Source organism: Salinivibrio sp. HTSP (assembly GCF_003390965.1).
Taxonomy (GTDB): domain Bacteria; phylum Pseudomonadota; class Gammaproteobacteria; order Enterobacterales; family Vibrionaceae; genus Salinivibrio; species Salinivibrio kushneri.
In genome coordinates, this window is the sequence record NZ_PXUD01000033.1 from 83,833 (window position 1) to 99,280 (window position 15,448).

A 15,448-nucleotide genomic window follows, 5' to 3' on the forward strand; every position below is an offset into this window, starting at 1 on the left:
CAATTGCCACTATACCGCAATGAGGGGAGTTGAAATATACTGAGATCAATTTTCACATTTTTTTACACCTTTCGCGTCCAATGGATCACGCTGTTTACCTGCAACACCACTGCTCGGATAGGTTAATCCAAGAAAATTCGTATACTGTTCGCTCTATCATGATCTTAACCGCAGTAGGGGTAGTGCGTGTTTGATAAAGGACGATTTGCGCAGCTGACAGTAAAAGGGGATTTGTTTGGTGGGGTCACTACCGCGATTATCTCATTGCCATTGGCGCTTGCATTTGGTGTCGCCTCAGGCGCTGGCGCGGAAGCGGGGCTATGGGGCGCGATTCTAGTCGGGTTGTTTGCCTCGCTATTTGGTGGTTCATCAACGTTGATCTCCGAGCCCACTGGGCCGATGACAGTGATCATGACCACGGTGCTAACCGCGATGATGGCTCGCTACCCGGAAGGAGGCGTTGCCATGGCGTTTACCGTGGTGATGATGGCTGGCGCGTTCCAAGTTCTGATTGGCAGTTTAAGGCTGGGGAAATACGTTACCTTGATGCCCTACAGTGTGGTGTCAGGCTTTATGTCAGGGATTGGGGTGATCTTGATTTTGCTCCAGCTAGCGCCGTTATTGGGGCAAGCAGCGCCGTCTGGCGGGGCGCTTGGCACACTCAAAGCATTGCCTGACTTACTCGCTAATGCCGATTTTAAAGAGGTATTTCTCGGTGTTTTGACGCTTGGCATCTTGTTTTATTTTCCGGCGAAATATCGTCGTTTTATTCCCGCACAGCTTGTCGCACTCGTCAGTATCACTTTGGTGTCGATTTTATTGTTTGATACCGACAGCATTCGTCGTATTGGGGAAATACCCACTGGCTTACCCTCGCTGGTGATCCCGCATATCACGGCAGAACATTTTACCGCGATGGTGATTGATGCCCTCGTGCTGGGTACCTTAGGGTGTATTGATACCTTATTAACCGCGGTGATTGCTGACTCACTGACGCGGCAAGAACACAACTCTGATCGCGAGCTGCGTGGGCAGGGCATTGCCAATATGATTGCCGGGTTATTTGGTGCGCTCCCTGGCGCGGGGGCGACTATGGGCACCGTGGTGAATGTACAAGTAGGCGCGCGTTCTCCCTTATCGGGAATTTTGCGGGCGGCGATGTTAGCCGCGGTGGTATTGGTCGCCGGTGCGCTGACCGCGCCCATCCCGATGGCAGTATTGGCGGGCATCGCCTTGTACGTCGGTTTTAATATCCTCGATTGGAGCTTTCTTCATCGCGCCCACAAGATCAGCTTACAGCAGACGGGGATCATGTATGGCGTGATGGCGCTGACGGTATTTGTCGACTTGATTGTTGCCGTTGGCTTGGGGGTATTCATTGCCAACTTATTGGTGATTGAGCGTCTAAGTCGAGAGCAAGCCAAGCAAGTGCGGGCCATCAGTGATGCCGAAGATGATGAAGTGCCGCTTGATGACGAAGAGCGTGCGCTGCTTGATGCCAGCAATGGCCAAGTGTTGTTTTTCTATCTTTCCGGTCCGATGATTTTCAGTGTCTCGAAAGCGATTGCACGCCAGCATGCGCACATCAACGAGTTCCGTGTGATGATATTGGATTTAAGCGATGTGCCCATGTTAGATATGACGGTTGGCTTGGCGTTAGAGAACGCGATTAAAGATGCGCGTGAGGCCGAGTGCACGGTGTTTTTACTGTGCCCGCACGATGAGACACGTGAGCAGCTGCAGCGCCTTCACATCGGTGATTGGGTCAGAGACGCGCATATTTTTACCACACGCAAACCAGCATTAGAGGCGGCCAACCGCTTGGTAGAAGTGATGCCATAGCGCACTGTTCAACGTCTCTTACACCTTGATACACACAAACTCGCAAACTGGCGTCATGAGCGGGTTTGTGTGCTGTCATGGCTTTTTAGAGGGATCCGCGCGTTTCCCGACTAGCCAAAAACACCCCATCACGATCACTTAAATACAAGATATTTAGTGAATATTTGCCACATTTCTCATCATTTTATTCTTTTTGGTTGAAAACTGACCATGCGTTTCCCCTCCTGATTTGATCTTGTGCACATTCCTATATACTGGCGCGCGCACTGGGGGACCCCCGTGCCAGTGAGTAAAGCCGTCATGGCCGTGATACTGCATACGACTTGAAAGGATCAGCTGTTTTGAAATTCGAACGATTCAAGAACTGGACCCTGAAAGGGGACCTGTTTGGGGGCGTCACCACGGCGGTTATTTCTTTGCCCCTCTCGCTGGCCTTCGGGGTAGCGTCAGGTGCCGGTGCCGAAGCCGGCATGTGGGGGGCCATTTTAGTAGGCCTGTTTGCTGCGTTGTTTGGTGGCTCTTCAACCCTTATCTCAGAGCCGACCGGCCCGATGACAGTGATCATGACCGCGGTACTCACCACCATGGTGTCACGTTATCCCGAAGGGGGCATGGCAATGGGCTTTACCGTGGTGATGATGGCGGGCTTATTCCAAGTGATCTTAGGAACCTTGAAGCTTGGAAAGTACGTCACTTTAATGCCATACAGCGTGATATCGGGCTTTATGTCCGGCATTGGCGTTATCTTGATCATTTTGCAGTTGCCGCCTTTACTGGGGCAAGGCACCCCTGACGGTGGCGTACTCGGGACCCTGCAAGCGCTGCCCGATCTCATCGCGCATACCCAACAAAGTGAGCTGCTATTAGGACTACTGACGCTGGGGATCCTCTTTTCTTTCCCACAAAAATATCGCCGTTATATGCCGGTGCAACTCGTTGCCTTGGTGGTGGTGACTGTGTTGTCAATGTGGTGGTTTGATCTTGAGGCGATTCGCCGTATTGGTGTGATTCCCACCGGCTTGCCCACCTTGATGCTGCCACACATTGACAGTGAGGTACTCACCACCATGATGGTGGATGCGTTAGTGTTGGGGACCTTGGGGTGCATTGATACCTTGCTCTCTGCGGTCATCGCTGACTCCTTGACGCGCGAAGAGCATGATTCGGATAAAGAGCTGCGCGGGCAGGGACTGGCCAACATGGTCGCGGGGTTATTTGGCGCTTTGCCGGGCGCGGGTGGCACCATGGGCACGGTGGTCAATGTGCAAGTGGGTGGACGTTCACCCTTTGCGGCCATTGTGCGCGCCCTTATTTTAGCGGCGGTGATCTTGGTCGCAGGCTTTTTGACTGAGCCCATCCCGATGGCGGTGCTGGCGGGTATCGCTATTTATGTGGGGTTCAATATCCTTGACCGCACCTTTATCCAACGTGCCCACAAAGTCAGCTTACATCAAACCGTGATCATGTATGGGGTGATGATATTGACCGTGCTGGTGGACTTAATTGTGGCAGTGGGTGTGGGCGTGTTTATTGCCAATATTATTGCCATTGAACACTTAAGCCGTGAGCAAGAAAAGCAGGTCAAAGCGATCAGTGATGCGGATGAAGATGACGTCCCCTTGAGTGAGATGGAAAGGGCTTTATTAGATAGCGCCAACGGAAAAGTGTTGTTTTTCTATCTCTCAGGCCCAATGATATTCAGTGTCTCGAAAGCGATTGCACGTCAGCACAGTAAAATTGAGGAATTCGATGTCATGATCTTAGACCTCAGTGACGTGCCCATGATTGATATGACCGTCGGCCTCGCGCTGGAAAATGCGATCAAAGATGCGGTGGATGCCAATTGCCAAGTTTTTCTGCTCTGTCCCCATCAAAAAACACGGGATCAGCTTGAGCGCTTGCATGTTAAAAATTGGCTCACCGACGATCACACCTTTGATAGCCGTTATGATGCACTCCGTGCCGCGCACCGAGTGACCGAGGTCATGCCTTAAAAGAACGGGAGCTTATGAAAGCCATCGACATCAAAGACCTGGTCAAAACCTATGGGACCAGTGTTAAGGCGCTAAAAGGGGTATCGCTCTCTGTCGAGGAGGGCGATTTTTATGCGCTATTGGGGCCAAATGGGGCGGGTAAATCCACCACCATTGGCATTTTGAGCTCACTGGTGAATAAAACCCAGGGGCAGGTGAGCATTTTTGGCTACGATCTCGATACCCAAAAGGTGGAGGCCAAAAAGCAGATCGGACTGGTGCCACAAGAGTTTAACTTTAACCAGTTTGAGAAAGTGGAACAAATCGTGGTGAACCAAGCGGGTTACTATGGTGTGCCCCGCGACCAAGCCAAATTACGCGCGAAAAAATATCTCTCGCAGCTCGATTTATGGGATAAGCGCCATGAGCCTGCCCGTAATTTATCGGGGGGCATGAAGCGTCGCTTAATGATTGCCCGCGCGTTGATGCATGAGCCTCGCCTGTTGATTTTGGACGAGCCAACCGCCGGTGTCGATATTGAGCTGCGTCGTTCCATGTGGGACTTTCTCACCGAGATAAACCGGCAAGGGATCACCATCATTCTTACCACCCATTACCTTGAAGAAGCCGAAACCTTGTGTCGCAACATCGGTATTATCAATCGAGGAGAGCTGGTGGAAGATACCTCCATGAAGGCCTTGCTGGCGAAGCTGGACGCAGAGACGTTTATCCTTGATTTACAGCCGGGGCATAAACTGAGCACCTTGGACGGTGTTAATTGGCAGAAAACCGATACCAATACCTTGGAAGTGGAAGTGAATAAGTCAGTCGGATTGACCCCTGTTTTTGACCAGTTGTCGCAACAAGGGGTGCAGGTACTGTCGATGCGCAACAAGGCAAACCGCCTTGAGGAGTTATTTGTCACCTTAATTCAGCAAAATGGGGAGGAGCGTGCATGAATGCGTTGTATTGGGTGGCCTTTCGCACCCTGATTCATAAAGAAGTGGCGCGCTTTACCCGTATCTGGGTGCAAACCTTGGTGCCGCCCGCGATTACCATGAGCCTCTATTTTATTATTTTCGGTAATCTGATTGGCTCGCGGATTGGCCAGATGGAAGGCTTCTCCTATATGGAATACATCGTGCCGGGGCTTATCATGATGTCGGTGATCACCAACTCGTACTCGAACGTGGCGTCTTCATTTTTTAGTGCCAAGTTCCAACATAATATTGAGGAGTTGTTGGTCGCCCCCATTCCAAACTATGTGATCATTGCCGGTTATATCGGTGGCGGCATGTGTCGGGGGTTAGCGGTCGGCGCCTTGGTGACCATGACCTCCCTATTCTTCGTCGATTTGCAGATAGCGCATCCGCTGATTGTGATTACCACCGTGGTGTTGACCTCGGCGGTGTTTGCACTGGGTGGACTGATTAACGCTATTTTCGCCAAAACCTTTGACGATATTAGCCTGATCCCTACCTTTATCTTGACGCCATTAACTTACCTAGGGGGGGTGTTTTATTCGCTCTCCCTGCTGCCTGAGTTTTGGCAGGGCGTGTCAAAACTGAACCCGATTGTGTACATGGTGAACGCGTTCCGGTACGGCTTTCTTGGCGTGTCAGATGTCGGAATCATGACATCGTTTGGGGTGCTGATGCTGTTCATCATCGGGCTGTATGCCCTGGCGTGGGGCTTGATTTCCAGAGGAACAGGCTTGCGTAGTTAACGACCTCTCAGTACCAATAATTCGGTTTGATACCGGATACAAAAGCCCCGGCCATCATGGCCGGGGCTTTTTATTGCTGGCTTGAACAATGACGCCTGATGCTGTGCTGACGCTTAGTTAAACAAACCTTTTAGCCACCCGACAGGGTCTGACTGACCACAGCGTTTGGCAAACTGCCCATCAATGTCCCAAATCGGTAGCGACATTTCACCACGACAATTCAGCTGGTACTGACTGCCTTGCTGGGTCACGGCGACTGTGGTGACGTTCGCCGGCCATGATAACGTCAGCGCACTGGCGCCTCGGCGACTGAGATAATCATCATAGACACGCAATGCCCCTGAAGCGCCGGTGAGCCCAGTTGATTGGTTATCGTCGCGGCCAAGCCACACCGTGGTGACTTCTTTATCATCGATACCGACAAACCAACTATCGCGGTTATCATCTGTGGTACCGGTTTTGCCCGCGAGTGCCACATTGCCATGGCGACGCGTCAAGTAGCGTCCCGTCCCTTGCTGAACGACCTGCTTCATCGCGTATAGCGTTAGCCAGCCAGCTTGCTGAGGCACGACACGCTCTGCTTTTGGCCAGTTTTGATAAAGGTTTTGTCCCTCTTTGATGGTGACCGCGCGTAAGGCGGTTAAGGGGGCACGTTGCCCACCACTGCCGAGCGTTTGGTAGATTTGGGTAACGTCGAACGGACTCATGCTAAACGCGCCAAGAAGCAAAGACGGTACCTGAGGGATATTCTCGGTATTGGCGCCCAGTTTGCCGAAGGTCTTGATCACCTCATCTAACCCCAGCTGCATGCCGAGATTTACCGTCGGGACGTTATAAGACTTGGCAAGAGCGGTGAGTAAGGACACACGGCCTCGATACTGGCGATCATAGTTGCGTGGTTGCCAGCTACTGCCTTGGCTACCCTCCAAGCGAATCGGTTTATCGTCAATCTTACTGGTGAGCTGGAAACGTTCCGGGTGGCTCAACGCGGTCAGATACACCGCCGGTTTTGACAGTGAGCCGATGGGGCGTTTGGCGTTTAATGCGCGATTAAAGCCTGCGAAGCCCGGGCGTGCGCCGCCGACCATGGCACGAACTTCACCGCTGCGGCGGTCGGCAATCACCGCTGCCGCTTCAAGCTTGTTACCTGCTCGGCCTTTAAGTGCCTTGACCTTATCGACGACTGCGCCTTCAATCGCTTGCTGTGAGACAGGGTCGAGCGTGGTAAATATACGCAGCCCTTCGCCCGCGGCATATTTGTCCCCGACATTGTGGCGGATCTCTTCTTTGAGCTGATCAAAGTAGGCGGGCTGGGGACGCGATAGTGTGGGGGTGGCCTGAATATCGAGCGGACGACTGGCGGCGGCATCATAATTGGCACTGGTGAGCAGATTTTGCTCGAGCATCAAGCGCAGCACCAGGTCGCGTCGTGTTTTCGCGCGTTCAGGGTGGCGGAAGGGATTGTAATAAGATGGCCCTTTTACCATGCCAACCAGTAGCGCGAGTTGATCAACACGTAGCTCACTGATAGGACGACCGAAATACAAGCGCGCCCCTAAAGGAAAGCCGTGTACGGGCTCACCACGGTTTTGGCCGAGGTAAACCTCATTGAGGTAGGCCTCAAGGATTTTGTCTTTGCTATAGCGAAAATCCAGGATCAGTGCCATGTAAGCTTCTTGTACCTTACGCCACAATGTGCGATCACGGGTGAGAAACAAGTTCTTAGCTAACTGTTGAGTCAGCGTCGAGCCTCCTTGCACGGTGCGCCCTGCGCGAATATTGGCAACCAAGGCACGCAAAATACCGGTAGGCGAAACGCCTTCGTGATGATAGAAGTCTCTGTCTTCCGTGGTGATCAAGGCTTCAACTAAAAACTCAGGGAAACGCTCTCGTGGCAAGAATAAACGTTGCTCACGAATACCGGACTCCATCATGCCCAATAGCTTGGGTTCGATACGCAATAATCCCAGCGGTTGTTGGCTGCTTACCTCGGTGATTTTACCCACTTGGCCGTCAGCAAAGCTCAACATCGCATGACGTGCCGGCGCGGGCCCATCTTCAAAATCAAATGGACGACGAATGATCTCCAGCCGGGTGCTTGACGCTGAGTACTCGCCAGGGCGTTTTGGGGTGCGTACCTTCTGATAATTAAGCGCATCCAGTTGCTGGCGTAGCTGTGAGAGGGAAAAATCGCTACCAGGAGACAGGTTGATGACTCGGCCATAAACGACCCCAGGAAGTTGCCAAATCTGGCCGCTGAATCTGTCTTGGATTTTGCCATCTAGATAGATCCCTAACATGACCACGGCGGCAATCCCGACGAGGCTGCACTTTAGCCCTAGGCCTAACAGGCGTTTCCCCCAACTTGGCTTAGTCGGCGTCTTCTTGGGCTGGCGTTTGGGTGATGAACGTTTTTTATTGCTCGGGCGTGAGCGTGTTTTTTTCTCTGCCATACAATAGCTTAACTCTGATTAAAATGGCGCTTGGTTTTTCGGGTTGGCACATGGTTGGCCGGATCATCAGGCCAAAGGTGTTTAGGGTAGCGCCCTTTCATTTCTTTTTGCACCTCTTTGTAACTGCCTTGCCAAAAGCCCGCCAGATCTTGGGTAATTTGTAGCGGGCGTCCAGCGGGGGAAAGTAGCTCTACTTGTACCGTCACCTTGCCGTACGCCAGGGTGGGCGTTTGGGCCTGCCCGTACATCTCTTGCATTTTCACCGCTAAGACGGGCGCACTGTCTGGCGTATAGCGCAAAGGATAACGTGAGCCCGTTGGGACGGTCATATGTGTGGGCAGCGCCGCGTTCAATTGTTGGGTGACCGCAAAGCCGAACCAAGCTTCTAACACGGGCTTGAGATCTAGCTGCTGCAGGGTTTGCCAGCGCGACATGCCGTGAATAAATGGCGCGAGCCAGGTATCGAGCGATGCCAATAAGTCGTCGTCGCTAAGTGGCGGTAGCATAATATCTAGTCCCCAGGCTTGCGCGCAGCGGGCGCGGGTGAGCAAGGACTGGCTGCTGCGTTGCCAGTTCAACGCATCAATGCCTTTTTGGCGTACGGCGTCTAATAATCCTTGCGCCTGCTGCTCAGCACTGAGTGTATTCAGTGGCTCACGATAAAGCACTAATTCGCCGAGGCGTTGCTGTTTTTCTGCTATTAACGTGCCGCGATAGTCGTCCCATTGTACGACCTCATGTTGACGTAATAAGTCGGGGCGCATCTGTTGTAGCGTGTCCAGTGAAAGCACGATGGCACTGTAGGCGCGGCTGTCGTGTTGCTCGCCGGCCATCACATCACAAACCACGATTGCCTCAGCGTGACTGAGTGCGTCTTGACTATCGAGTGTCACGCCGTGACCATTGGCCATCATAAAGCGCCCCGCTTTTCCCCGTCTCAATGCGACTCTATCTGGCCAGGTGTTGGCGGCCAGCAGTGGCAACATGGCTTCATCGAGGGAGCGTTGCAATCTTATCCCAAGTGTCCGTGCCAGTGATTGGGCGCGGTCTTGATAGTCTTTGTGAGCCATGACCGATTGTAATTGGTCAACCAGCGCCAGCGATGATCTTGAGGTCATGGGCTTGTCGGCCCATGCGGCGAGCCAGCAGGCGGTGGATAACACAGAGGTGTCCTCCTTTTCAGCCCGAGCCAACATGGCGGCAGCGCGTGGGCTAGCCGCCAATTGAATGGCACGTTGCCCCAGCGCGGTGAGTCCTTGGCGCGTATCAATCAGCCCCAATTGTGTCAGCCTGATACAGGCCGCTTGCCAATGCTTGGTGGGCGGCACGTCAAGCCAATGTAAATCTTTCACATCACAGCCCCACTGGATGACATTGAGGGCAAGATCGGTTAAGTCTTCTCGTAAGATCGGCGCGGTAGGAGTGGCTGGTAAGCGTTGAAACTGCTCTTCGCTGTATAGGCGTAGGCACTGTCCTTCCTCAAGGCGACCGGCGCGACCTGCGCGTTGAATGGCAGCACTGCGTGTGATCTGCCGTGTTACTAGCTTATCGATACCCGTTTGTGCTTGATGGATAACCATCCTCTCAAGTCCCGCATCGATCACTAACCGAATCCCTTCGATGGTTAAACTGGTCTCAGCGATATTAGTTGTGAGCACTAACTTACGTCTTCCAGGGGAGGGAGGCGCAATCGCGGCGTGTTGCGCCGAGACGTCAAGGCTGCCGTGGAGGCGGTGCAAATCCATGTCATCAGGGAGCCGCCCTTCTAGGGCGGCATAAACCTGTCTAATCGTGCTCACTCCGGGGAGAAAGAGTAGGGCCGACCCCGCGTGTTGAGCGATAAAATCAAGACTGGCGCTAGCCACTGCGCTGGCCCATTGTGAATGCCGTGACAGTGGGTGATAGTGATAATGAATCGGGTAGCTGCGCCCTTCAGTTGTCAGGGTCAGGGCGTCGGGTAAATGTTGCGCCAAGGCGTGATTATCTAAGGTCGCAGACATGACCACCAGACGCAGATCATCTCGCAAGCCAGCTTGGCAATCTAGACTCAAGGCGAGCGCGAGATCGGCATGCAGGCTGCGTTCGTGAAACTCATCGAACATGACCACACTCACGCCATCAAGCATGGGGTCGGTTTGCAGCAAACGTGTCAGCACCCCCTCAGTGACCACCTCAACACGCGTTTGAGCACTGACTTTGGTCTCTCCCCGCATGCGTAAACCGATGGTTTGGCCTATCGGCTCACCCAGATGCTGGGCGAGGAAGCGGGCAATATTGCGCGCGGCGAGCCGACGGGGCTCCAGTAGCACGATTTTTCCCGGCAGTGAGGCCTGTTCAAGCAACGCAAGGGGTAAGCGCGTCGACTTACCCGCGCCCGGTGGTGCGGATAAGAGGATCTGCGGATAGGTCGCGAGCCCGTCTATCAGGTCGGGTATCACGGCATCAATGGGGAGCTGAGACAAGAATTCGCCCTTTGTGTCAGAATCAAAGTGACTATTTTAACGGACTGAGCGTAAAAGGAGAGCCCATGCGACTATTTTTCGCATTAGGTTTGGACGAGAAAACCAATCAAGCCGCTCGGGAGCAACTGGTTCGCTACCACCATCATCTTTGTGGTGAGGGGCGCGCGGTGCCCGATCAGAACTTACACCTCACCTTGGCGTTTTTAGGTGAGGTCCCTGATACTAAGCTCCCTGCGCTCCAAGCCGCGGCAAGTAACCTGGCTCTGCCTGCGTTTTCTCTCACAACCTCAGGTGTTGAAGTATGGGAGCAGCCGAAAATTGCGTGTGTAACCTTCAACCACCCCCCGCCGGTATTGTTTGATCTAGCCCATCACTTACAAACCTTACCCGTTTGGCACGCAAAAGCGGACAGTCATGCGTTTACGCCGCATATTACCTTGCGTCGTGGCGTCAAGGATCAACAAGCTTTACACCTACCACCTCTGCCAACACAGACATTTGCCTGTCAACGGTTTGGGTTATATGCTTCGCCTTCCTCCGCGTCGGATGAATCGATACCGCGAGATAATGAGGGGCGGGCGTTATACCAATGCCTGCATCAATTCAGCCTTTGTTAATCATCAGCAGGAACGGCAGATGCAGTTTTCCCCACCACTAGCGTCGGCAACCTTAGTACGCCGCTACAAACGTTTTTTAACCGATGTCACGCTGGCTAATGGCGAGTCGCTGACCATGCATTGTGCCAATACCGGGGCGATGACCGGTTGTGCGACGCCAGGCGATACGGTTTGGTATTCCACCTCCGATAATAGCAAACGTAAATACCCGCATAGTTGGGAGCTCAATCATACCCAGCAGGGACACTGGATTTGTGTCAACACGGCGCGTGCTAACCCCTTAGCGGTTGAAGCGGTGCAGGCAGGTAGTATTCCTGAACTAGTGGGGTATCGACAATTACAGACGGAAGTACGCTATGGCAGCGAAAACAGTCGCATAGACCTACTATTACGTGACGATGACAAACCTGACTGCTATATAGAAGTAAAGAGTGTCACATTATTGGAGGAAGACGGCTGGGGGGCGTTTCCGGATGCTGTCTCCAAGCGTGGGCAAAAGCACTTGCGTGAATTGATGGCGATGGCAGAGCAAGGACATCGTGCGGTCTTATTATTCGTTGTTTTGCACTCAGGGATTGAAAAAGTCACAGGCGCCCCCCATATCGACCCGGATTATAACCAGTTATTAAATCAGGCGCTGGCGTCAGGGGTAGAAGTGATCTGCTATCAGGCTCAGATATCGCCGAGTGAGCTAAATCTGGTTAATTCCGTACCTTTTGTTGGTCATACTGCAAAAGTGTAAGCATGTTCACATTGGGCGTTGCGCGGCGTAAATCAAAGATTGCCACCCTAAAGGCTTTCTGCTATAGATAGCGCCCTCATTTGACAGACACGGGTCATGTCAAGGTTTTTTAGGAGAAGCTGAATGCCAGAAAGCAAAGAAAAGAAATCGCTGGGCATCCTGGCCATTGCCGGATTAGAGCCATACCAGGAGAAACCTGGAGAGGAGTATATGGGAGAGGCTCAGCTTGAGCATTTCCGTAAAATCCTCAATGCGTGGCGTAATCAGCTCAGGGAAGAAGTCGACCGCACCATGAATCATATGAAAGATGAGGCGGCCAATTTCCCCGATCCTGTCGATCGTGCAGCACAGGAAGAGGAATTCAACCTAGAGCTGCGTAACCGCGATCGCGAGCGCAAGCTGATTAAGAAGATCGATAAGACATTGCAGCGTATCGAAGATGATGACTTCGGCTTTTGCGACTCGTGTGGTATCGAAATTGGGGTGCGCCGCTTAGAAGCTCGCCCAACAGCAGAGTTGTGTATTGATTGTAAAACACTGGCTGAGCTAAAAGAAAAGCAAATGGCTGGCTAACGCTGGCGCGTTATATTTGCACTCATTGTTCGCTCGCCTTGGTTGGCAGAGAGAAAGCAGACAGATAAAAGGGAGCCTCGGCTCCCTTTTTGTGTTTTAGGGTGCTTGTGTTAGCGCAAGATCCCCGTACAATTTGCGCTATTCACTCTCGCTGCAGGCGTCGCAACTACTGTCTATGCGCTTATCATGACTTCGCAGACCGCTTATATTGGCCGTTTTGCCCCTTCCCCGTCGGGCCCGCTACACTTTGGCTCATTGGTGGCGGCACTTGGCTCGTATTTAGATGCGCGCGCGCACCATGGGCAGTGGCTGGTTCGGATTGAAGATATCGATCCGCCTCGCGAGCAGCCGGGCGCCGCGAGTGACATTTTGCGCACGCTGGAGGCGTTTGGTTTTGCGTGGGACGGAGAGGTGCGTTACCAAAGCCAGCACCTTTCTGATTATCAAGCGCAGATTGACGCTTGGTTAAGCGCTGGACAGGCGTATTATTGCACCTGTACCCGGCGGCAAATCAAAGAGGCGGGTGGCGTTTACCCAGGTTGGTGTCGTGATAAAGATAAAGGGGCGCAAGCGGCGGCGGTGAGACTAAAAAGCCCTGTCGAGGTACTCGCTTTTCAGGACAGGTTGCATGGTACGCTTGGTCTTGATGCGCACCTTGCCAATGAAGACTTTATCATTAAACGACGCGACGGCTTGTATGCGTATAATCTTGCGGTGGTACTCGATGATATCGATCAAGGCGTGACCGATATCGTGCGTGGGGCGGATTTGATTATGCCGACAGGGCGCCATATCGCGTTGTACCAACAACTCGGCCAACCCGTGCCGCGTTATTTACACCTGCCTCTGGCTGTCAATGCAGAGGGACATAAGCTTTCTAAGCAAAACCGGGCCCCTGCCATTGATAATCAAGCGCCGCTTCCTGCTTTACGCGCAGCGATGACGTTTCTTGGTTTGCATGGAGTGGCTGAGCAAGAGGTGGAGAGTCCCACCCAATTATTAGACCTGGCGGTTAAGCGTTGGTCGTTGGCACAGATACCGAGAAAAACGGAAGTGACGACAGCATTCTAAAATGGCCCACCCTGATATATTATATGCCGCTGTTTCATGGCCCGAACAATTAAATACGAGGTGAGCTATCTTTAATCGAGTGACCAGCTTTTGCCGTAAGGTTCTGAATCGTGATAGTAAAACACGCGCAATTGAGGATCTTAAGTTGGAAGTTATCCCCCGCAAAGCACATGGCATTTCGCGCAAAGGTATCAGCGAAAATGCGCTGAAAGTGCTTTATCGCCTGCACAAAGCGGGCTTTGAAGCGTACCTCGTTGGTGGCGGTGTGCGAGACCTTTTATTGGGGCGTGAACCCAAAGACTTTGATATTGCCACCGATGCCACCCCAGATGAAGTCAAAAAGCTGTTTCGTAACTGTCGACTCATTGGGCGGCGTTTTCGTCTTGCCCACATCCTATTTGGCCGCGATGTGATTGAGGTGGCCACGTTCCGAGGCCACCACGGCAAAGGCGAGAAAGATAAGCAAACGGCTCGCTCAGAAGATGGGATGCTATTGCGTGACAATGTATATGGCACCATCGATGAAGACGCGCAGCGCCGTGACTTTACGGTGAACGGGCTGTATTACAATATCGCCGACTTTTCTATTCGGGATTACGCAGGGGGGCTTGATGATCTCAATAACCGCGTTATCCGCCTGATCGGTGATCCTGAAACGCGCTACCGTGAAGATCCAGTACGGATGTTACGCGCGGTGCGCTTTGCGGTTAAGCTCGATATGACGATTAATAGCGCGACCGCCGCGCCGATTGTCGAGCTTGCGCCGTTATTGCAAGATATCCCAGCCGCTCGAATGTTTGAAGAAAGCTTGAAGTTGTTGCAATCCGGTCAAGGGGTCGCGACATATCAAATGTTGCGCGAGTACAATTTATTTCAGCAACTCTTCCCGGCAGTGGCCGCACACTTTACCGAGACACAAACCAGCCAAACAGAGCAAATGCTAGAGCAGGTATTACGCTCAACCGATAAGCGGGTAGTCAACGAACAACGCATTAACCCGGCTTTCTTATTTGCCGCCATGCTGTGGTATCCCTTGGTGACACGGGCGGAAGAAATGGCATTTGAAAGTGGCTTGAGCTACTACGACGCCTTCATGGTGGCCGCCAGTGATATTGTGGATGAGCAAGTGAAGACCATCGCCATTCCGCGGCGCTTCACCGCCATGATACGTGAAGTGTGGCAATTGCAAATGCGCATGACGCGTCGCACCGGGGCGCGTGCGTTTAAAACGTTGGACGAGAAAAAATTCCGTGCCGCGTTTGATTTGCTTGAGATGCGCGGTGCGGTAGAAGGTGAAGAGACAGAAGCGCTGTGTGCGTGGTGGCGAGACTTTCAGCGTGCGGATCAAAATGGCCGCCAAAAAATGGTGCGTGCGATCAATAAAGCTCATAATACGCGTAAACCCAAGTCTCGTCGACGTAAAGGGCCGCCACGTCGGCGTAAACCGCAGTCAAATTCAGACGCATGAATCGGGTATATATCGCCATTGGCAGCAATCTCGGTGATCCTGTAGAAAAAGCCAAACAGGCGGTTGCTGCGTTAAAGTCACTGCCGCAGAGTCATTTTGTGGCAGCGTCAGCCCTTTATACCAGCAAACCCATGGGGCCGGCCGATCAGCCCGATTATGTTAATGCCGTCGCGGCGCTGGACACTCTGCTTGACCCTCTGACACTATTGGATGCAACACAAGCGATTGAGCTTGATTATGGCAGGGAACGCAAAGCAGAGCGTTGGGGACCAAGAACCTTGGACCTTGATATTCTACTCTATGGCAATCGCGTCATCGACGAGCCGCGACTGACGGTGCCACATTATGGCATGAAAGTGCGTGAGTTCGTGCTTTATCCACTTGCCGATATCGCCCCCGACTTGTGCTTGCCTGATGGCAGCACACTCGCCGCGTGCCTGACGCGCGTTGATCGCAATGGTTTAACTCGTATTTGCGATCACGTTTAATCGGTGGGCCCCAGTTTCAGGCTTTGGGAGACA

Annotated in this window: 12 protein-coding genes; 10 read left to right on the plus strand and 2 right to left on the minus strand. The window is 52.8% G+C overall.

Features of this window, described 5'->3' with window-relative positions; genetic code table 11:
- Positions 1 to 186: 186 nt before the first annotated feature.
- The 4 genes from C7A19_RS07445 to C7A19_RS07460 all read left to right on the plus strand — a co-directional run bounded on the left by C7A19_RS07445 (position 187) and on the right by C7A19_RS07460 (position 5,541).
- A complete protein-coding gene (locus C7A19_RS07445; RefSeq protein ID WP_116644592.1) occupies positions 187 to 1,842 on the plus strand; it encodes a SulP family inorganic anion transporter in 1,656 nt (551 codons plus the stop codon).
- 341 nt (positions 1,843 to 2,183) lie between these two features.
- Positions 2,184 to 3,836: a SulP family inorganic anion transporter gene (locus C7A19_RS07450; RefSeq protein WP_102505702.1), complete on the plus strand. Its 1,653-nt coding sequence runs from the start codon at positions 2,184 to 2,186 to the stop codon at positions 3,834 to 3,836.
- Between the two features lie 14 nt (positions 3,837 to 3,850).
- Positions 3,851 to 4,774, plus strand: coding sequence for an ABC transporter ATP-binding protein (locus C7A19_RS07455; RefSeq protein WP_069363390.1), 924 nt, complete (start codon positions 3,851 to 3,853; stop codon positions 4,772 to 4,774).
- The gene (locus tag C7A19_RS07460; RefSeq protein WP_116644593.1) at positions 4,771 to 5,541 is read left to right on the plus strand and encodes an ABC transporter permease; all 771 of its coding nucleotides are present in this window, start codon (positions 4,771 to 4,773) and stop codon (positions 5,539 to 5,541) included. Before C7A19_RS07455 ends, C7A19_RS07460 begins: the two co-directional genes overlap by 4 nt.
- A 113-nt stretch (positions 5,542 to 5,654) precedes the next feature.
- On the opposite strand, the gene mrcB is transcribed toward C7A19_RS07460, so the two are convergent.
- Positions 5,655 to 7,994, minus strand: a complete 2,340-nt coding sequence (gene mrcB, locus C7A19_RS07465) for a penicillin-binding protein 1B (RefSeq protein WP_116644594.1) — start codon at positions 7,992 to 7,994, stop codon at positions 5,655 to 5,657.
- 8 nt (positions 7,995 to 8,002) lie between these two features.
- Entirely contained in the window at positions 8,003 to 10,456 is a 2,454-nt protein-coding gene (hrpB, locus tag C7A19_RS07470; RefSeq protein ID WP_116644595.1) for an ATP-dependent helicase HrpB, read from the minus strand.
- 65 nt (positions 10,457 to 10,521) lie between these two features.
- Here hrpB and thpR point away from each other — a divergent pair, with 65 nt between their 5' ends.
- The 6 genes from thpR (at position 10,522) to folK (ending at position 15,415) form a co-directional block, all read left to right on the plus strand.
- Complete coding sequence (gene thpR, locus C7A19_RS07475; RefSeq protein ID WP_116644596.1) at positions 10,522 to 11,073, plus strand: RNA 2',3'-cyclic phosphodiesterase; 552 nt, start codon at positions 10,522 to 10,524, stop codon at positions 11,071 to 11,073.
- A gap of 19 nt (positions 11,074 to 11,092) precedes the next feature.
- The gene (gene sfsA / locus C7A19_RS07480) at positions 11,093 to 11,815 is read left to right on the plus strand and encodes a DNA/RNA nuclease SfsA (RefSeq protein WP_077520820.1); all 723 of its coding nucleotides are present in this window, start codon (positions 11,093 to 11,095) and stop codon (positions 11,813 to 11,815) included.
- 123 nt (positions 11,816 to 11,938) lie between these two features.
- Entirely contained in the window at positions 11,939 to 12,388 is a 450-nt protein-coding gene (dksA, locus tag C7A19_RS07485; RefSeq protein WP_046074011.1) for an RNA polymerase-binding protein DksA, read from the plus strand.
- Positions 12,389 to 12,574: 186 nt separating this feature from the next.
- Positions 12,575 to 13,459, plus strand: coding sequence for a tRNA glutamyl-Q(34) synthetase GluQRS (gene gluQRS / locus C7A19_RS07490; RefSeq protein WP_069363396.1), 885 nt, complete (start codon positions 12,575 to 12,577; stop codon positions 13,457 to 13,459).
- 103 nt (positions 13,460 to 13,562) lie between these two features.
- On the plus strand, positions 13,563 to 14,927 hold the full coding sequence (gene pcnB, locus C7A19_RS07495; RefSeq protein ID WP_235614275.1) for a polynucleotide adenylyltransferase PcnB: 1,365 nt from the start codon (positions 13,563 to 13,565) through the stop codon (positions 14,925 to 14,927).
- Positions 14,924 to 15,415: a 2-amino-4-hydroxy-6-hydroxymethyldihydropteridine diphosphokinase gene (gene folK, locus C7A19_RS07500; protein WP_116644598.1), complete on the plus strand. Its 492-nt coding sequence runs from the start codon at positions 14,924 to 14,926 to the stop codon at positions 15,413 to 15,415. Before pcnB ends, folK begins: the two co-directional genes overlap by 4 nt.
- Positions 15,416 to 15,448 lie beyond the last annotated feature (33 nt).

Excerpts from the sequence above, each read along its gene's own strand:
- gluQRS (WP_069363396.1), top strand. The coding sequence starts at position 12,575 with ATGACTTCGCAGACCGCTTATATTGGCCGTTTTGCCCCTTCCCCGTCG.
- C7A19_RS07460 (WP_116644593.1), top strand. The coding sequence starts at position 4,771 with ATGAATGCGTTGTATTGGGTGGCCTTTCGCACCCTGATTCATAAAGAA.
- folK (WP_116644598.1), top strand. The coding sequence starts at position 14,924 with ATGAATCGGGTATATATCGCCATTGGCAGCAATCTCGGTGATCCTGTA.
- dksA (WP_046074011.1), top strand. The coding sequence starts at position 11,939 with ATGCCAGAAAGCAAAGAAAAGAAATCGCTGGGCATCCTGGCCATTGCC.
- C7A19_RS07455 (WP_069363390.1), top strand. The coding sequence starts at position 3,851 with ATGAAAGCCATCGACATCAAAGACCTGGTCAAAACCTATGGGACCAGT.
- sfsA (WP_077520820.1), top strand. The coding sequence starts at position 11,093 with ATGCAGTTTTCCCCACCACTAGCGTCGGCAACCTTAGTACGCCGCTAC.
- thpR (WP_116644596.1), top strand. The coding sequence starts at position 10,522 with ATGCGACTATTTTTCGCATTAGGTTTGGACGAGAAAACCAATCAAGCC.
- mrcB (WP_116644594.1), bottom strand. The coding sequence starts at position 7,994 with ATGGCAGAGAAAAAAACACGCTCACGCCCGAGCAATAAAAAACGTTCA.